This is a genomic window from Mycobacterium sp. Root135, assembly GCF_001426545.1.
Lineage (GTDB): Bacteria > Actinomycetota > Actinomycetes > Mycobacteriales > Mycobacteriaceae > Mycobacterium.
On record NZ_LMEZ01000004.1, the window covers coordinates 701,324 to 718,194 of the forward strand.

Annotated in this window: 18 protein-coding genes and 1 pseudogene; 12 read left to right on the forward strand and 7 right to left on the reverse strand. The window is 66.3% G+C overall.

Going from position 1 to position 16,871, the window contains the following annotated elements:
* Positions 1-19 precede the first annotated feature (19 nt).
* From ASD37_RS11065 to ASD37_RS11085, 5 genes are read left to right on the forward strand one after another with little or no spacing between them, the layout of a single operon-like run.
* Positions 20-1,669, forward strand: coding sequence for an ABC transporter substrate-binding protein (locus ASD37_RS11065; RefSeq protein ID WP_056550970.1), 1,650 nt, complete (start codon positions 20-22; stop codon positions 1,667-1,669).
* A 17-nt stretch (positions 1,670-1,686) separates the two neighbouring features.
* Positions 1,687-2,703, forward strand: a complete 1,017-nt coding sequence (locus tag ASD37_RS11070) for an ABC transporter permease (RefSeq protein ID WP_370072729.1) — start codon at positions 1,687-1,689, stop codon at positions 2,701-2,703.
* 3 nt (positions 2,704-2,706) lie between these two features.
* Positions 2,707-3,669 carry an ABC transporter permease gene (locus ASD37_RS11075; RefSeq protein ID WP_056550971.1) on the forward strand — a complete coding sequence of 321 codons (963 nt, stop codon included), beginning with the start codon at positions 2,707-2,709 and terminating at the stop codon, positions 3,667-3,669.
* Positions 3,666-4,667, forward strand: coding sequence for an ABC transporter ATP-binding protein (locus ASD37_RS11080; RefSeq protein WP_056550972.1), 1,002 nt, complete (start codon positions 3,666-3,668; stop codon positions 4,665-4,667). The genes ASD37_RS11075 and ASD37_RS11080 overlap by 4 nt, the downstream gene beginning before the upstream one ends.
* Entirely contained in the window at positions 4,664-5,662 is a 999-nt protein-coding gene (locus ASD37_RS11085) for an ABC transporter ATP-binding protein (protein WP_056550973.1), read from the forward strand. The genes ASD37_RS11080 and ASD37_RS11085 overlap by 4 nt, the downstream gene beginning before the upstream one ends.
* Before the next feature lie 7 nt (positions 5,663-5,669).
* Here the strand turns inward: ASD37_RS11085 and ASD37_RS11090 are convergent, their stop codons facing one another.
* The 3 genes from ASD37_RS11090 to ASD37_RS11100 all read right to left on the reverse strand — a co-directional run bounded on the left by ASD37_RS11090 (position 5,670) and on the right by ASD37_RS11100 (position 8,239).
* Positions 5,670-6,074, reverse strand: a complete 405-nt coding sequence (locus ASD37_RS11090) for a PASTA domain-containing protein (RefSeq protein ID WP_056550974.1) — start codon at positions 6,072-6,074, stop codon at positions 5,670-5,672.
* 1 nt (position 6,075) lies between these two features.
* Positions 6,076-6,348 carry a hypothetical protein gene (locus ASD37_RS11095; RefSeq protein ID WP_056550975.1) on the reverse strand — a complete coding sequence of 91 codons (273 nt, stop codon included), beginning with the start codon at positions 6,346-6,348 and terminating at the stop codon, positions 6,076-6,078.
* 82 nt (positions 6,349-6,430) lie between these two features.
* On the reverse strand, positions 6,431-8,239 hold the full coding sequence (locus ASD37_RS11100) for an Hsp70 family protein (RefSeq protein ID WP_056551079.1): 1,809 nt from the start codon (positions 8,237-8,239) through the stop codon (positions 6,431-6,433).
* Between the two features lie 239 nt (positions 8,240-8,478).
* Here ASD37_RS11100 and ASD37_RS11105 point away from each other — a divergent pair, with 239 nt between their 5' ends.
* Positions 8,479-8,937: a nuclear transport factor 2 family protein gene (locus tag ASD37_RS11105; RefSeq protein ID WP_056550976.1), complete on the forward strand. Its 459-nt coding sequence runs from the start codon at positions 8,479-8,481 to the stop codon at positions 8,935-8,937.
* Here ASD37_RS11105 and ASD37_RS11110 read toward each other — a convergent pair whose 3' ends face one another.
* Positions 8,938-9,591 (reverse strand): L,D-transpeptidase, encoded by a 654-nt coding sequence (locus ASD37_RS11110; RefSeq protein ID WP_056550977.1) that lies wholly within the window; start codon positions 9,589-9,591, stop codon positions 8,938-8,940. It abuts the gene before it with no gap.
* Positions 9,592-9,707: 116 nt separating this feature from the next.
* Here ASD37_RS11110 and ASD37_RS11115 point away from each other — a divergent pair, with 116 nt between their 5' ends.
* Entirely contained in the window at positions 9,708-11,204 is a 1,497-nt protein-coding gene (locus ASD37_RS11115; protein ID WP_056550978.1) for a bifunctional phosphatase PAP2/diacylglycerol kinase family protein, read from the forward strand.
* Here ASD37_RS11115 and ASD37_RS11120 read toward each other — a convergent pair.
* A complete protein-coding gene (locus ASD37_RS11120) occupies positions 11,158-11,826 on the reverse strand; it encodes a phosphatase PAP2 family protein (RefSeq protein WP_235568057.1) in 669 nt (222 codons plus the stop codon). The genes ASD37_RS11115 and ASD37_RS11120 overlap by 47 nt on opposite strands.
* A gap of 165 nt (positions 11,827-11,991) precedes the next feature.
* Between ASD37_RS11120 and ASD37_RS11125 the strand changes: the two genes are divergently transcribed.
* Positions 11,992-13,662 carry a cytosine permease gene (locus tag ASD37_RS11125; protein ID WP_056550979.1) on the forward strand — a complete coding sequence of 557 codons (1,671 nt, stop codon included), beginning with the start codon at positions 11,992-11,994 and terminating at the stop codon, positions 13,660-13,662.
* Between the two features lie 42 nt (positions 13,663-13,704).
* Positions 13,705-14,187: a hypothetical protein gene (locus tag ASD37_RS11130; protein WP_056550980.1), complete on the forward strand. Its 483-nt coding sequence runs from the start codon at positions 13,705-13,707 to the stop codon at positions 14,185-14,187.
* On the opposite strand, the gene map is transcribed toward ASD37_RS11130, so the two are convergent.
* The gene (gene map / locus ASD37_RS11135) at positions 14,157-14,942 is read right to left on the reverse strand and encodes a type I methionyl aminopeptidase (protein WP_056550981.1); all 786 of its coding nucleotides are present in this window, start codon (positions 14,940-14,942) and stop codon (positions 14,157-14,159) included. The two genes, ASD37_RS11130 and map, sit on opposite strands and share 31 nt — an antisense overlap.
* A gap of 84 nt (positions 14,943-15,026) precedes the next feature.
* Here map and ASD37_RS11140 point away from each other — a divergent pair, with 84 nt between their 5' ends.
* Complete coding sequence (locus ASD37_RS11140; protein ID WP_056551081.1) at positions 15,027-15,293, forward strand: helix-turn-helix transcriptional regulator; 267 nt, start codon at positions 15,027-15,029, stop codon at positions 15,291-15,293.
* Here ASD37_RS11140 and ASD37_RS11145 read toward each other — a convergent pair whose 3' ends face one another.
* The gene (locus ASD37_RS11145) at positions 15,294-15,668 is read right to left on the reverse strand and encodes a YchJ family protein (protein ID WP_056550982.1); all 375 of its coding nucleotides are present in this window, start codon (positions 15,666-15,668) and stop codon (positions 15,294-15,296) included.
* Between the two features lie 135 nt (positions 15,669-15,803).
* On the opposite strand from ASD37_RS11145, the gene ASD37_RS32685 reads away from it, so the two are divergent.
* Positions 15,804-16,090 (forward strand): DUF222 domain-containing protein (locus ASD37_RS32685; RefSeq protein WP_370072713.1); only part of this gene is annotated, 287 nt, incomplete at its 3' end.
* A 1-nt stretch (position 16,091) separates the two neighbouring features.
* Positions 16,092-16,871: pseudogene (locus ASD37_RS32690) on the forward strand (DUF222 domain-containing protein); the annotation flags it as partial.

The window sequence follows — 16,871 nt, forward strand, 5'->3', positions numbered from 1 at the left end:
CATGACCAAGGGATCTCACATGACCAAGATGCGCAAGGCGGTGACCGCGACCGTCGTCGCGGCGCTGACTACTTTCGGAGTCGCTGCCTGTGGGGGTGACACCGGTGACAGTAGTGGCGGCGGAGGTACCGGCGGTGGGGAGATCAACGTCTCGATGACGTCGTTCCCCGACTACGTCGACCCCCAACTCTCGTACACCGTCGAGGGCTGGGAAGTCCTGTACAACACGTACACGCCGCTGCTGACGTACAAGCACGCCAAGGGCGAGGAGGGCACCCAGGTCGTGCCCGGTCTCGCCGAGGCGATGCCCGAGATCTCCCCCGACGGCAAGACCTACAAGCTCAAGCTGCGCTCGAACATGAAGTACTCCGACGGCACGCCGATCAAGGCATCGGACTTCACCTACGCCATTCAGCGACTCTTCAAGGCCAACTCCGGCGGCTCGGTGTTCTTCGAGACCATCGTCGGCGCCAAGGACTACGCCGACGGCAAGGCGCCCACGATCAGTGGCATCACCACCGACGACGCCACCGGCGACATCACCATCGCTCTCACCGACGCCAGCGGCACGTTCAACAACGTGCTCGCGCTGATGTTCGCCGCGCCCGTGCCGCCGAGCACGCCGCTGGACAAGGATTCGACCAACACCCCGCCACCGTCGAGCGGACCCTTCATGATCACGAAGGTCGAAGCGCCGCAGACATTGACGATGGAGCGCAACCCCAACTTCAAGACCGTCAAGGACGCGGGTGCCACCGAGGTTGCCGACGCGAACGTCGACAAGATCACCGTCACCCAGAACAAGAGCAACTCCGCACAGGTGACCGGGGTCGAGCAGAACACCATCGACTTCATGGTCGACCCGCCCGACGCCGACCGCCTTGCCGAGGTGAAGTCGAAGTTCGGCGAGCGCTTCAGCCTGAACGACTCGATCAACACCTACTACTTCTTCATGAACAACCAGAAGGCGCCCTTCAACGACATCCGGGTGCGCCAGGCCATCAACTACGCCATCGACCCGGAGGCGCTCAACCGCGTGTTCGGCGGCCGGTTGCATCCGACGCAGCAGATCCTGCCCCCGGGAATGCCGGGCTACGAGGAGTACAAGCCCTACCCGCACGACATGGAGAAGGCCAAGGCCCTTCTGGCCGAAGCGAATCCGGCCGACAAGGACATCACCGTCTGGACCGACGACGAGCCGGACCGCAAGCGGATCGGCGAGTACTACCATGACCTGCTCACCCAGCTGGGCTTCAACGCCACGCTCAAGGTGGTCGCCGGTGACGTCTACTTCGCCACGATCGGCAACACCTCGACCCCCGATCTGGACACCGGGTTCACCGACTGGTTCCAGGACTTCCCGCACCCGGACGACTTCTTCCGACCGCTGCTCAACGGCCAGAACATCCTGCCGACCAACAACAGCAACTACTCGCAGGTGAACCTCCCCGAGCTCGACGCCAAGATGAACGACCTGGCGAAGGAGCAGTTGACCGACGACGTCAAGAAGCAGTACGCCGCCCTCGACAAGTCCTACATGGAGCAAGCGGTCTGGGCGCCCTACGGCAACGAGGAGCACACCACGTTCGTCTCCGATCGGATCGACTTCGACAAGACGATCCCCCATCTGCTCTTCACTCAGGACTACTCCGCGTTCGCCCTGAAGTGACCGGTTCAGTAGGAGAGATCGAAGCACCAGGCATTCCTCCCGTCCCGGCCGGCGTCGCCCCCGACGCCGTCCGGGGCAGGAGCCCCTGGTACCTGGCGTGGGTTCGCTTGCGCCGCAACCGCGTTGCGCTCGGGTTTGGCGTCCTGTTCATCTTGATCGTGCTGGTCTGCCTGGCCGCCCCGCTGTGGGCCGACCACGTGGCACACACGGGACCGGACGCCAACCACATCACCGACAAGGTGATGGTCGACGGTCAGGAGGAGTACGTCGTATCCCCCGACGGCACGCCGATCGGACCCGGTCTGCACGGCCGGTACCTGCTTGGCGCCGACCAGAACGGCCGCGACGTGATGGTGCGACTGCTCTACGGCGGCCGCACGTCCATCTTCATCGGCGTCGCCGCCGCACTGGTCACCACCGTGCTCGCGGTCCTGGTCGGCCTGTTGTGCGGCTACTACCGCGGGTGGATCGACGCGATCCTGTCCAGGATCATGGACGTGGTCTGGGCGTTCCCGGTGCTGCTCCTCGGCATCGCGCTTGGCACGACGCTCGCGCTAGGCGGCCTGAAGATTGGCGGTCTCGCGATTTCGGGTGACTCCGTGTGGATTCCGATCATGATCATCGGGTTGGTCTACGTGCCGTACATGGCTCGGCCGATCCGCGGTGAGATCCTCGCGCTTCGGGAGAAGGAGTTCGTCGAGGCCGCCGTCGCACAGGGCAAGGGACCGATCCGGATCATGGTCTCCGAGCTGCTGCCCAACGTCATCTCGACCATCATCGTGTTCTTCACCCTCAACATCGCCAACAACATGTTGCTGGAGTCGTCGCTGTCGTTCCTCGGCGCCGGCGTGCGTCCGCCAAGCGCGTCGTGGGGCACCATGATCGCCGACGGCTACCAGAACATCTACACCGCACCACATCTCACGATCGTGCCTGGCGCGATGATCGTGTTGACGGTGTTGTCGCTCAACGTGTTCGGCGACGGTCTGCGTGACGCGCTGGACCCGCGGGCCAAGATCCGACTGGAGCACTAACCAATGTTGAGATTCGCCGTCAGGCGACTTATCGGGATGGCTGCCGTCCTCTTCGCGATCTCGGTGATCGTCTTTCTGATCTTCAACGTCATCCCCAACTCCGATCCCGCGCAGCGCATTGCGGGCAAGAACGCCAACCCCGCGCTGATTGCCCGCGTCAGGGCGGACCTCGGTCTCGACCAGTCGATCGTCACGCAGTACCTGACGATGATGAAGCGGATCTTCACGGGCACGCTCACCTCGTATGCCAGCTCGCAGAACGTCGGCGAGCAGATCTGGAAGGGCCTGCCCGCCACGCTGTCGCTGTGCATCGGCGCAGCGGTGCTCTGGATGGCACTCGCCGTGGTGTTCGGCTACCTCAGCGCCGTACACGCCGGGAAGTTCACCGACCGGACGCTGACGATCCTGGCGTTGGTCGGCATCTCGGTACCGGTCTTCTGGCTCGCGGCAATCCTGTTGTACTACTTGAGCTTCAAGGCCCAGATCTTCCCGACCAGCAGCTACGTTCCTCTTACCAAGAACCCCGGGCAGTGGGCGTATCACCTGGTGTTGCCCTGGATAACGCTCGCGGTGCTGTTCGTCGGCTTCTACAGTCGCGTCCTGCGATCCAACATGCTCGACGTGATGAACGAGGACTACGTCCGCACGGCACGCGCCAAGGGCATCAGCGAACGTCAGATCCGCATCAAGCACGTGCTGCGCAACTCGATGATCCCGATCATCACGTTGTTCGGGTTGGACTTCGGCGCGGTCGTGGGTGGCGGCGCCATCCTCACCGAAACCGTGTTCAACATCAACGGCGTCGGGCTCTACGCGGGCCAGGCCATCGGCAGCCTCGACCTTCCACCGCTGATGGGCGTCACCATGTTCGGCGCATTCTTCATCGTGCTGTTCAACACCGTGGTCGACGTCCTGTACGCATTCCTAGATCCACGCATCCGACTCGGCGAGGCGGCCCCAGCATGATCCTTTCCGTGAAGGACCTCACCGTCAGCTTCGCCACCGACGGCGGCGTGGTGCGGGCGGTCGAGGGCGTCTCGTTCTCGATCGACAAGGGTGAAATCCTCGCCATCGTCGGCGAATCCGGGTCAGGCAAGAGCGTCACGGCCCAGACCATCCTCGGTCTGACCCGCGCGCCCAATGCGTCGATCACCGGTTCGGTCGAGTTCGACGGCCGTGATCTCACCCAGTTGGATGACGAAGCGCTGCGCGAGGTGCGTGGCAAGCGCATCGCGATGATCTTCCAGGATCCGATGACGTCGCTGAATCCGGTCTACCGGGTCGGCGAACAGATCGTGGAGATGATCCGGGCGCACGAGAAGGTGTCCAAGAAGGAGGCTCGGGACAGCGCCGTCGACCTGTTGCGGTCAGTCGGCATCCCCAATCCCGAACGGCGCGTGCACGATTACCCCCACGAGTTCTCCGGTGGCATGCGACAGCGGGTCATGATCGCGATGGCCCTGGCGCTGGATCCCGACGTGCTGATCGCCGACGAACCGACCACCGCGCTCGACGTCACCGTGCAGGCGCAGATCCTGCGGCTGCTCGACAAGCTCAACCGGGAACGCGGCCTCGCCGTCGTCCTGATCACCCACGACCTCGGCGTCGTCGCCGAGGTCGCCGACCGGGTCGCCGTGATGTACGCGGGCCAAATCGTCGAGGACGCGACGCTCGACGACATCTTCTACGATCCGCAGCATCCGTACACGTGGGGTCTTCTCGGCTCGCTCGCGCGACTCGACCAACCGCGCCCCATTCGACTGGCTCAGATCGCGGGATCGCCACCGTCGCTTCTGAATCCGCCGACGGGTTGCCGCTTCGCGGCGCGCTGCCCGCACGAGTTCGACAAGTGCTCGGAGCCGCCTCCGTTGCACGGTGACCGCTGCTGGCTCGACCCGAAAGACAAGCGCAGATTGCGCGACGTCGACGGCCACATCGGCCTGCGAAAGGACGTGGCGTCATGACTGGTGAACCCCTGCTCGAGGTAACCGACTTGGTCAAGCACTTCCCCGTGAAGTCCGGTGTGGTCGTCGACCGCGTGGTGGCTCACGTCAAGGCTGTCGACGGGGTCAGCCTGACCATCAACGAGGGCGAAACCCTGGGCCTGGTGGGCGAATCCGGCTGCGGCAAGTCGACTCTCAGCCGGACCATCCTGCAGCTGACCGCACCGACGTCGGGTTCTGTGAAGTTCCTCGGCGAGGAGTTGGTGGGCCGGTCCCGGCGCAGCCTGCGTCCGGTGCGGCGACAGATGCAGATGATCTTCCAGGATCCCTACGCCTCGCTGAACCCCCGCAAGCGCGTCGGGCAAATCATCGGCGAACCCATGGAGTTGCATGGGCTGGCCGACGGCCGTGACGTGAACAAGCGGGTACAGGACCTGCTCGATCGCGTCGGCCTCAGCGCCGAGCACGCCAGCCGCTACCCGCACGAGTTCAGCGGCGGTCAGCGACAGCGGATCGGAATCGCCCGTGCCCTCGCCCTCAAGCCGAAGCTGATCATCGCCGACGAACCCGTCTCCGCCCTGGACGTCTCGGTGCAGGCCCAGATCGTGAACCTGCTCAAGGATCTTCAGACGGAGTTGGGCCTGTCGTACCTCTTCGTCGCGCACGACCTCGGGGTGGTGCGGCACGTCTCAGACCGTGTCGCCGTGATGTACCTCGGCCGGATCGTCGAAAGTGCCCCTGCCGGAAAGCTTTACGACCACCCGCTGCATCCCTACTCGAACGCGTTGCTCTCGGCGGTACCGATCCCCGATCCCAAGCTCAACGTCTCACGCGAACGACTGGTCCTCGAGGGCGACGTGCCCAGCCCCATCGATCCGCCGTCGGGCTGCCACTTCCACACTCGCTGCCCGTGGGCGACGGAGGTGTGCACCACCGACGATCCTCGGCTCGAGGAGCTGGAGCCCGCTCACGTGGCGGCCTGCCACCACCCACGCAACCTGGTCGGGCAAAGCTGAATTCGAGTTACTTGGACGGTGCCGGAGCGGTCGACGACGCTGCCGCTTCGGCAGCGGCCTTGGCCGCCTTGCCCTCAGCACTCGCGGCCGAGAATCCCGGCGTCTTCGACGACGCTTCGCCGTCGTCGCAGTTCAACGAGACGAGCAGCTGGTTCGTTGCCGATCCGCCGCTGTTCTCCGGGGCAGGCACGGTCCTGGCGACGGTATTGGTCACCATGCAGTCCGGCCACGCCTTCTGATCACCCACCGTGGTGGAGACCACAGCCTTGAGGCCCGCGCCGCTGATCGCCGACTCGGCGTCGCTGTACTTCTGCCCCACGACGTCCGGGGTCGTACCTGCCTGCGCCACACCGGCACCGAGGCACATCAGCGCCGACGCGGCCAGAACCACACTGCTGGCTAGTCTTCGCATGTCAGGACGCCCCCTTCGGTACGGCCTTGAGAATCGGCTCCACCGACGTGGGGGTGGTCCACGTCGCGGTGGCCCCCATCGTCATAGCGTTGTCGGTCGGCTGGACGAAGGTGGTGTTGGCGGGTGCGTCACCCGAACCCGCCAGGTCGACGCCACTGGTGGTGGGGTGGCCGGAGCCGAGGCTGAGGACCCCCAGTGTGACGAATGCGGCGGCTCCCGCCACTCCAAGCACTTTCACGCGCAAACCGTCGGTCTGCAATCTCTTCTCGGTCATGGACAGATGGTGGGCCGCTCACCCCCAGGAAACCTGGAACCCCACTGTGACGTTCCTTCGTGCCCTTTTGGGCTCACAGGAATCAGTACGGGAGTTGCGGGGGCTGCTGATACACCGGCGGCGCGTACGGCACGTACGGGTTGGGTGCGTAGGGATTGGGCGCGTACGGCGCGGGCTGCGTCGGCGCTGGGCTGGCGGGAACCTGAATCGGGATCGGCACCGGCACGAAGGGCACGGTGATGTAACTCGTCGTCATGGTCGGCGCGCTCGACGTCGTGGTCGTCGTCGTTGTCGTCGGCGGGGGTGTCGTCGTGGTCGTCGTAGTCGTGGTGGTCGTCGTCGTGGTGGTCGTGGTCGGTTGCGTCGTCGTGGTGGTGACGGGGCGCTCCACGGTGACGGTCTCGGTCGACGGCGGAGGCGGAGGCGGAGGCGGAGGCGGGGGCGGCTGACTGGTCACGGTGAGGACGTTCTGGGCCGGCGCCTCGGCCGAGGGCGGCGGGGGCGGCGGTTCGATGCTCGTCGGCGGCGGTGCCGGCGGTGAGGTCGCCGTGACGGGTGCGGTGGTCGGCGTGGGGCGGGTCTCGTCGGTCGCACTGGTCAGCGCGATCGCGACACCACCCACCGCGACCAGCGCCACCACGGCCGCGGCGCCGACCAGCAGTTGGGGCAGGCGCAGCCACGACCGCGGTTCGTCGTCGTGCCTCGGGTGGTACTGCGCGACGACGCGCGTCGTACCCGAGTCCGCGTAGGGATCGGCGTAGGGATCTTCGCCCGTATACGGGGTCGGGTCGCCAACGGTCTCGTCGTCCTGTGACCACGCGAGCGCCCGGAACGTCGACGAGTCCGGCGCCGCAACGGGTTTCGCGGGCCACGCCCCCGTGATCAACGGGCTTGGCGCCATTCCGGTTTGGGCGTCGGCGTCGGCTCCGTAAGCCGCGAAGATCGCGGCGCCAACCGCGGCGTCGAGCGCCGGATGCGGGGTCGTGACGAATGAGTTCTGGTGGCTCTCGGCCAGCCGTCGGGTCACCAGCGGGATGGACGCTCCGCCGCCAACTGCGACGACGGCCGACAGGTCGGCTGGCGCAATCCTGTTGCGCAGCAACGATTCCCCGAGTTCGGCCAACACTGCCTCAAGCGGTGCCTCGACGAGCGCGTCGAGCTGGTCTCGCGTCACCCGCACCGTCGTGCCATGACCGGGCAGCTCGACGGGGATGTCTGCGGTCTCCGCCTCGGACAGTTGCTCCTTGGCGAGCCTGCACTCCTCGCGCAACGCGCCAAGCGATCCGACGGAGGCGGTGCCCGCGGGGTCGACGTCCTGCGCGATGCCGTCGAGTACGTGGGCGAGCAGCGCCTGGTCGACCAGGTCACCGGAGAACTCGGCCACCCTGGTCGTCTCGATCGGCTCGAACGACGCCGTCGCATCGGCGAGCGTGATGCTGGTGCCACCGCCGCCGAAGTCCAGCAGAGCCACCACTCCCCGGACGGGGAGACCGGGGTTGGCCGCCAGGGCGGTCAGCGCCGCCACCGCGTCCGACACCAGCCGCACCGGCACGCCGTTCGGCGCCAGGCTTGGCGTGGTGCGCATGGCGTCCCGAAGCGACCGAAGGGTGGCGCCGTTCCAATGCGCGGGTACCGCAACGGCAATCTGCGACGACTGGTCGCTGCCGGCTTCGACCACCATGGCGTCGAGCGCCTCGACCATCAACAGGTCTGCGCGGTAGGACGTCCCGTCCTCGCCGACCAACGGCACCGGATCTCCGACGCGCTCGACGAATCCGCTCAGCACCTGACCTGCCCGCGGCAGTGTGGAACGCCGCGTGACGGGTTGATTGCCGACACGCGCCGCGACCAGGTTGGTCGTCCCGATCGACAACCCCAACGGATCGCTCATGACGCCGACCACGATAACCCGCCCTGCGACATGGGCGTGACAGACACTCCGCACCGGCCGTCACGAACAGCGTTCTGCCAGCTAATCTTTGGCGCTCCACCGAGTCGCTTTGCCCCTGAATCGTCGCCGTCGACGGTGGTCAGGGCCTCCCCGGCGGCGGCGCTCCGTTTTGACGGCCCCGTCAACCGAACCTGGGGGCAGGGCTGCCGCACCGCCCATCGCTGTGTTGCAATGTCCAGATGGGTGACATCGAAGACATTCAGCGGGTCAAGTACCGGTATCTGCGCGCGCTCGACACCAAGCACTGGGACGAGTTCGCCGCCACCCTCACCGAGGACGTGATCGGCGACTACGGCGAATCCCTCGGCGAGACGCACCACTTCACCGACAGGGCCACCCTCGTCGAGTTCATGCGCAGTTCCATGCCTGCCGACGTCATCACCGACCACCGCGTCACGCACCCCGAGATCGACGTCGACGGCGACGAAGCGACCGCCACCTGGTACCTGCAGGACAAGGTCATCGCCCCGAAGTTCGACTTCATGTTGATCGGCGCGGGTTTTTATCACGACCGCTACCGGCGGACCGCCGACGGCTGGAAGATCAGCGTCACCGGCTACGACCGCACCTACGACGCGTCGTTCTCGACCAAGGCGCTCGAGTTCAACGTGAAAGCCGGTCGCGCGATAGCTCTTTGATCACTTGCTGACGGCGATCAGCGCCCCGGGGCGCAGCCACTTCATGATTCCCACCAACGTGTCGTCGTCGATGCTGACGCACCCCGCCGTGGGTCCGCCGTCGCTGGAGTGAAGGAAGAACGCGCCGCCGTTTCCCGGAACGCGTTGCTTGTTGACGCCCATCACGACGGCGTGCTCGTACTGCGGAATCTTCAGGTTCTCGGTTCCACTGCTCGGGTTCGTGTCGAACGGGCACTGCGCCTTCTTGCAGACCTGCATCGTGTTGTAGGTGGCGCTCTTCATGTCGCCGTCCCACCAGTGATCGGGACCGACCTGCACGTATTGCAGCCCGCCCCCGGGGTTGGGGGCGGTACCGAACGCGAAGTCAAGGGTGAAGACGCCCATCGGCGTGAGCATCTGGCCGTCGTGCGTCTCGGGAGCCATGCCCTTCTCACCGACGTGGGCGGGGATCCCCGCGGCAACCGCCTGCCAGCCGGCGGCAGTGCGTTCGTACACGTCGACCTTGGCGTTCGAGCCGCCAACGCCCACAACGGAAATCACCTGGGTCGCGTTGCCGACGCTGGGAGCGAACCACGGCACCAACTCCGCGCGGGCCGACGGCGCGATGACGAGTCCGACGACCAACGCGCACAGCGAAATCAGCAGTCGGCGCACGGGCTCAACGTCAACACACCACGCACTCGAGGTCAAGTAAAGGTTTAGCAACGATCCTCGGGCCAAGAGATGAGTTGCGCCCAAAGCGCTTTCGCGACCCGACTAGGTTGGGAGGCATGGAGCTCCTTGGAAGACGTGGCATCCGACACCGCGGTGTCCGCCAGATCGGCGCGGGCCTCGGCACTCTGGACCGCGAAGTCTTCGAGGCCATCGCAGAGTCGCCGAGCCCCCTGCTCGACGGGTTCATGCCCAAGCTGACCGCGGCCGCCGACCACTCCAAGCTGTGGTTCGTCATCGCGGCCGCGTTGATGGCCACCAAACACCCTTCGGTGCAGCGCGGCGCCGGTCGCGGCGTGGCGTCCCTCGCCGTCACCAGCCTCGTCGCCAACCAGATCGCCAAGCGGGTCTGGAAACGGCCCCGCCCGGAATGGGCGACCGTCCCGGTGCTGCGACGGTCCCGCCACATGCCAACCTCCAACTCACTGCCGTCGGGTCACTCCGCCAGCGCGGCGGCGTTCGCCGTCGGCGTCGGCCTGGAGAGCGCGCCCGTCGGCCTCGGCCTGGCCCTGCTCGCGGGAATGGTCGGCATCTCCCGCGTCGCCACGGGCGCGCACTACCCCGGTGACGTGCTTGCCGGGTTCGGCCTCGGCGCCGCGGTGGCGGTCGCGGGCGCCCGGATCGTCCCGCCGATCGTCGAGGCACGCGTCCCGGTCGCCGACCCGCTGCGGGTGCCGACCTTGAAGCGTCCCGACGGCGCGGGCGTCGTCCTCGTCATCAATCCCGCCTCGGGCAGCGGGACCGGGGCACGGGTCATCGACGAGGCGCGGGAAGCACTGCCCAAGATGGAGATCGTCGAACTGGAGAAGGACGACGACGTCGAAGCGATCATGCGCTCGGCCGCCGACCGGGCCGAGGTGCTCGCCGTCGGCGGCGGCGACGGCACCGTGGCATGTGCGGCAGGGGTCGCCCTGGCCACCGAACGCCCACTGGCGGTCTTCCCCGGCGGCACGTTCAACCACTTCGCCAAGGACATCGGCTGCGAAACCGTCGCCAAGACCGTCGAGTCGATCCGGCAGGGCAGCGTGGCGTGCGTCGACGTCCTGCGCCTCAACGAGACCGGCACCGTCATCAACACCGCCAGCATCGGCGCCTACCCCACCTTCGTCCAGAAGCGGGAGAAGCTGGAACACAAGATCGGCAAGCCGCTGGCCGGCGTCTACGCGATGTTCCACACGCTGCGCCGAGGCGAGCCGGTGCGCATCCAGTACGACAACAAGACCCTGCAGACGTCGCTGTTCTTCCTCGGCAACTCGTCCTACCTGCCGTCGGGATTCGCCCCCGCCCGCCGGCTCCGGATGGACGACGGCCTGATGGACGTGCGCATCCTGGAGACCGAGAAGCGGTTCAGCACGATGCGCATCCTGACGTCACTGGCACTCGGTCGGCTCGTCAGAAGCCCGCTGTATCACGAACTGCGGGTGCCCGAGTTCAGCTTCCGGGCGGTCGACGGCCCCACCCTGCTGGCCCACGACGGCGAACTCGCCGACGAACTGGATGAGGCGACCTTCACCGTCCGCTATCGGGCGCTGCCGGTCTTTCGTCCACTTCCCTGACCCCGCGCAGGATCAGCAGACACACCGCGAAGTACACGTAACCCATCGCCCACCCGGCGACGACGTCGGACAAGTGGTGGACGTTCAGCGCGACCCGGCCGATCCCGACGGTCAGCACGACGACGACCCCTGCCGCCACCAGCCATGGCCGAAGGCTCCGTCGCACGCTCGAGAGGTAGACCGCCGCAAGCGCCAGCACCGCGGCCATCGTGCCGAGGGCGTGGCCGGACGGAAACGACGTCGAGAGTGCGTCGACCATGGCGGTTTCCGGGCGGGGACGGTCGGCAAGGCGTTTGAGCACCTCGGTCAGCAGCGCGGACGTTTCGACGCAGACGATGAGGAACACCGCGGTGCGAACCCGACGCTTCGCGAACGCGTGGACGATCAGGCCGACGGTCACGATACGAAACGCCACCGGGGAGAACACCGTGCACCACACGTGCCAGAACGTCGCCCAGGCGTGGTGCTCCTCGCCGAGGCGACGACCGATCTCCAACGTCGACGTGTCGGCCGCGACCAGCCAATTCCAGCCCTGGACCCAGCCGATCCACATCGCTGCGTAGACGACGCAACACAGCCCGACGAGCCACCAGCGCCGCGCCGAAGATTCATTCCGCACCACGTGTAACACCCTTCACTACCGCACCGATGTAGTCAGCAGAGCCCGCACTGCCGTCACAACCCCGACTCTTGACGGCAGTGCGGGCCCTTTTCGTTCTTGCGGGGAATCTTGGTGGGAACACAGCCGTCACAACCCCGAAACAACGTGGTTTTAGCTTTGCTAACCATGACCCAAGAGCTCAACAACGAGGCTGACGCACCCGTCGCGGCAGACCTCGACGCAGGCTTAGACCAGATGACGGCCACCAAGGAGACCTTGGAGGACTACACGCTGCGGTTCGCCCCACGCAGCTACCGAAAGTGGTCGACGCGGGTGGTGGGCATCTCGGCACTCGGCGGCATCGCCTATCTCGCCGACTTCGCCATCGGCGCCAACATCGGCATCGCCTACGGCACCACCAACGCGTTGTGGGGAATCCTCATCTTCGCGGTCGTGGTCATGCTGACCGGATTTCCCGTCGCCTACTACTCGGCGCGGTACAACATCGACCTCGACCTGGTCACCCGCGGCAGCGGCTTCGGCTACTACGGCTCGGTGGTCACCAACGTCATCTTCGCGACGTTCACCTTCATCTTCTTCGCCCTCGAGGGCTCGATCATGGCGCAGGGGCTGCAACTGGGCCTCGGCATCCCACTGTGGATCGGCTATGCGGCGTCGACGTTCATCATCTTCCCGCTCGTCATCTACGGCATGAAGGTGCTCTCCACGCTGCAGGTGTGGACGACGCCGTTGTGGCTGGTCCTGATGGTCGCGCCGTTCGTCTACCTGGTGGTCAGCCATCCCGAGTCGGTCGGCCAGTTCTTCGCCTACCAGGGGGAGAACGGCGTCGAGGGCTTCGACCTCGGCTCCACCCTGCTGGCCGCGGGCGTCTGTCTGTCGCTCATCGCGCAGATCGCCGAGCAGAACGACTACCTGCGCTTCATGCCCGCCAAAACCCCGGAGAACCGGCGCAGCTGGTGGACCTGGATGTTCCTCGCCGGCCCCGGCTGGGTCATCTTCGGCGCCATCAAGCAGATCGTCGGGCTGTTCCTCGCGGTGTACCTGATCGCCAACGTCGCGGACTCCACGGGCATCGCCAACCAGCCGGTGCACCAGTTCCTGGAGATCTACCAGAACTTCCTGCCCCCGTGGCTCGCCATGACGCTGGCCGTCGTGCTCGTCGTCATCAGCCAGGTGAAGATCAACGTCACCAACGCCTACTCCGGCTCGCTGGCGTGGACCAACTCGTTCACCCGGGTCACCAAGACCTACCCGGGTCGCCTGGTGTTCCTGGCCTTCAACCTGCTGATCGCCCTGGTGCTGATGGAAGCCAACATGTTCGACTTCCTCAACACGATCCTGGGCTTCTACGCCAACTGCGGCATCGCCTGGGTCGTCGTGGTCGCCTCCGACATCGTCTTCAACAAGTTCCTGCTGAAGCTCTCGCCGATGCAACCGGAATTCCGACGCGGGATGCTCTACGACTTCAACCCCGTCGGCTTCGGCTCGATGCTGGCTGCGGCCGGGCTGTCGGTGCTCGCCTTCTTCGGCGGTCTTGGAGAAGCCATCCGGCCGTACTCACCGCTGGTCGCGATCGTCCTGGGACTGGTGCTGCCGCCGGTCATCGCCGTGGCGACCAAGGGCAAGTACTACCTGCGCCGCACGGACGACGGCATCGACCTGCCGATGCTCGACGAGCATGGCAACCCGTCGGACGCGCACCTCAAATGCCATGTCTGCCATCATGATTACGAGCGGCCAGACATGATCAAGTCCGCCAGCGTCGAGGGCTACATCTGCTCACTGTGCCTGTCGACCGACAAGTCCGGCGAGAACGTGCTCCCGGCACAAACGTAAGAACTTGCACGACGGGACGGCCATGGTCGATATTCTCCGACCATGGCCGTCTTCTTGCGCAAGATGCTTGGCATCGGCGGATTGCCCGACGACATGCGCGCCCAGGTCGAATCCGAGGGCGTGCTTCACCTGGCTGAGTTCGTCCCGGTGACATATCGCTTCTCAGGGAAGGTGCCCGGCAAGGTGGCGAAGGGCAACATCAGCAGCTACGTGGGCGCGGTGGCACTGACCCGTCGGCGCGTTCTCGGGACGCTGTCCTCGGTGCCCAACAAGGCGGGCCGGACCGTCGACCACGAGTGGAATGCGCCCGGCGGAAGCATGGTTGAGGCAACCCTCGACGAGTCGGGGCTGACGCTCAGCGGATCCGATCTGTCCGTCATCGACCCGTCCTTCGCCGGCTCGGTGTCACTGCACTACAAGACGCCGCTGCCAGCCGAGGTACTCGCGGCCCTTCCCGAACGCGAATTCACCTTCGACGTGCCGCCCAAGTTCGTCTACTCGGTCTGTGGAGTGCCCACGCACTGAGTCAGGATGCGGGGGCCGTGCTCGGTGATCGCGATGGTGTGCTCGGAGTGCGCCGTGTTCGAACCGTCGGCCGAACGCAGCGTCCAGCCGTCCGCGTCGATCGTCAGCCGGTCGCTGCCGCGGCTCCACCAAGGTTCGAGCGCGAGGGTCAACCCCGGCCGCAACAGCATTCCGCGTCCACGCGTTCCGCGATTGGGGACGTGGGGATCCTCGTGCATCGTCCGACCCAAGCCGTGCCCACCGAACTCGAGGTTGACGCGGTATCCGGCGTCGGCGGCGACCTCGCCGATGGCGGCCGAGACGTCTCCGAGCCGACCGCCAGGGACGGCCGCCGCGACGCCGGCCGCGAGCGCTCGTCGCGTCGAGTCGACGAGCGCGCGGTCCTCGTCGTTGCCGTCGCCGACGATGACCGTGACCGCGGAGTCGGCGACCCAGCCGTCGATCGACACCGCGAAGTCGAGGCTCAGCACGTCGCCAGCCCGCAGCACGTATTCGTGCGGCTTGCCGTGCAGCACAGCGTCGTTCACCGACAGGCAGATGACGTTGCGGAACGGTCCACGCCCGAAGGACGGGGCGTAGTCCCAGTAGCAGGACGTCGCGCCGCGATCGGCGACCAACTGGCGCGCATGAAGTTCGAGCTCCATCAGGTTCACCCCTGGCCGGGCCTCGTCCGACAAGGTCGCCAGTACCTGCGCGACGAACTCCCCCGTGACGGCCATCTTGTCGATCTCGACGGCGGACTTCAGTTCGATCACGGTCGGCCTCCTCGTGGTATCGGTATTTTTATACCGGCCCACGGTATCAGCAGCGGTATATGAATACCGACTATGCTGGCCCGCATGGTTCGTGTACCGCTCAGCCCGGAGCAAGTCGCCGCCGGTCAACGCCTCGGCGCGCTCATCCGAACCGCCCGGGCGGGTCGCGACCCCGAGGCGATCGCCCGCGCCGCCGGCATCTCCCCCGAAACGCTGCGCAAGATCGAGGTCGGTCGCATCCCCAGCCCCAGCTTCGGCACCGTGATCGGACTCTGCACCGCCCTGGGCATGCCGTTGGCCGACGCCGCCGAGGCATGGCAGGGCACCGTCGACCGGCGCATGGCGATCTGACTAGTCGCCGTCGACGTACACCCACCGGTTGCTGCGCCGTTCGAAGCGACTGCGCTCGTGCAGGGACCCGTCGTCGTATGACGCGGTGAACTCGACCTCCCCGGTGTCGTCGCCGCCTCCTCCCGCCACCACGTCGGTCACGGTGAGGCCGGTCCAGACGATGTCGGCGTCGACTGTCAGGTCGGCGGGCCGCGTTCGCGGATGCCAGGTGCGGAACACGTAGTCGGCGTTCCCCGTCGCATACGCGGAGTACCTCGACCGCATCAACTCTTCGGCCGTGGCGGCCTGCCGTTCACCGTGGTGCAGCGGCTGGCAGCACGCCTGGTAGGCGACACCGCTGCCGCAGGGGCACGGTCGACCGAAGGAATCGCTCACGACGAACAGCCTGCCCTATACCCGAAAAATCGGCGGCGTGCCGGAGTTGTCCACAGGCGGTCTGGTTCGAGTTCCCTTGTGCCCCTTTTGTTTCAGCTCGAATTTTCTGTCGGTGGGTCGTACTAATGTTCGAGTATGAGTTCGGATCGGGTCACCGCAGCAGTTGCGGGGATCCGTGCTGCCGTTGCCGAACTCGTCGACCTGGATTGTGATCAGTTCACCCACCTCGAGTTGGTGGAGCTGCTGGGGGAACTGGAAACGGTGACGTGGCAGCTGCCGGCGGTGGGGCATCAGGTGATCGCCCGGCTGCAACGCGAAGCCTCCCCGGTGGAGTTGGGCGCGAAGTCCTTGGGCAGCGTGCTGACTCAGCGGTTGCGGATCTCGGGTAAGGAGGTCCGCCGCCGGATCTGCGACGCGGAGGANGAAGCCTCCCCGGTGGAGTTGGGCGCGAAGTCCTTGGGCAGCGTGCTGACTCAGCGGTTGCGGATCTCGGGTAAGGAGGTCCGCCGCCGGATCTGCGACGCGGAGGACCTCGGACCGCGGACCACGCTGAACGGGCAACCCTTGGACCCGAAGCTGGCACCCACCGCGAGTGCGCAAGCCCGCGGAGCGTTGGGGCCCGAGCACGTCACCGAGATCCGGTCGTTCCTCGACACACTGCCTACCTGGGTGGACCCGGAAGTCCGGGAGCTCTCGGAGAGGGCGTTGGTCCAAATCGGGTCCGGGACCGGGCCGGAGGAGTTGGCCAAGGCGGCCAAGGAACTGGCGACGGCGATCGATCAGGACGGCCCGAAGCCCGACGACGTGGAGCGGGCCCGCAAACGCTACGCCCGGATGGGTCCGCAACAGGCCGACGGCATGACCACACTGACCGCACTGCTCGATCCTGAGGCGCGGGCGATCGTCGAACCAATCCTGGCCAAGTACGCCGCCCCCGGCATGTGCAACCCGGCCGACCACGAACCGCGAACGTCGGGGACACCGTCGCAGGAGCAGATCGACGCCGATGACCGCACCGTCGGGCAACGCAACCACGACGCGCTGATCGCCATCGGACGGTCCGTCCTGGCCTCGGGTGAACTGGGGCAGCACAACGGGTTACCSGTCACCGTCATCGTCACCACCACCCTCCAAGACCTGGAAGCCGCCCGCGGCAGCGGTGTCACCGGCGGTGGATCGCTGCTCCCGATGGCGGACGTGATC

Bases quoted from the DNA above. Each gene is read 5' to 3' on its own strand.
- ASD37_RS11065 (WP_056550970.1), top strand. From the start codon at position 20: ATGACCAAGATGCGCAAGGCGGTGACCGCGACCGTCGTCGCGGCGCTG.
- ASD37_RS11075 (WP_056550971.1), top strand. From the start codon at position 2,707: ATGTTGAGATTCGCCGTCAGGCGACTTATCGGGATGGCTGCCGTCCTC.
- ASD37_RS11080 (WP_056550972.1), top strand. From the start codon at position 3,666: ATGATCCTTTCCGTGAAGGACCTCACCGTCAGCTTCGCCACCGACGGC.
- ASD37_RS11085 (WP_056550973.1), top strand. From the start codon at position 4,664: ATGACTGGTGAACCCCTGCTCGAGGTAACCGACTTGGTCAAGCACTTC.
- ASD37_RS11090 (WP_056550974.1), bottom strand. From the start codon at position 6,074: ATGCGAAGACTAGCCAGCAGTGTGGTTCTGGCCGCGTCGGCGCTGATG.
- ASD37_RS11095 (WP_056550975.1), bottom strand. From the start codon at position 6,348: ATGACCGAGAAGAGATTGCAGACCGACGGTTTGCGCGTGAAAGTGCTT.
- ASD37_RS11100 (WP_056551079.1), bottom strand. From the start codon at position 8,239: ATGAGCGATCCGTTGGGGTTGTCGATCGGGACGACCAACCTGGTCGCG.
- ASD37_RS11105 (WP_056550976.1), top strand. From the start codon at position 8,479: ATGGGTGACATCGAAGACATTCAGCGGGTCAAGTACCGGTATCTGCGC.
- ASD37_RS11115 (WP_056550978.1), top strand. From the start codon at position 9,708: ATGGAGCTCCTTGGAAGACGTGGCATCCGACACCGCGGTGTCCGCCAG.
- ASD37_RS11125 (WP_056550979.1), top strand. From the start codon at position 11,992: ATGACCCAAGAGCTCAACAACGAGGCTGACGCACCCGTCGCGGCAGAC.
- ASD37_RS11130 (WP_056550980.1), top strand. From the start codon at position 13,705: ATGGCCGTCTTCTTGCGCAAGATGCTTGGCATCGGCGGATTGCCCGAC.
- ASD37_RS11140 (WP_056551081.1), top strand. From the start codon at position 15,027: ATGGTTCGTGTACCGCTCAGCCCGGAGCAAGTCGCCGCCGGTCAACGC.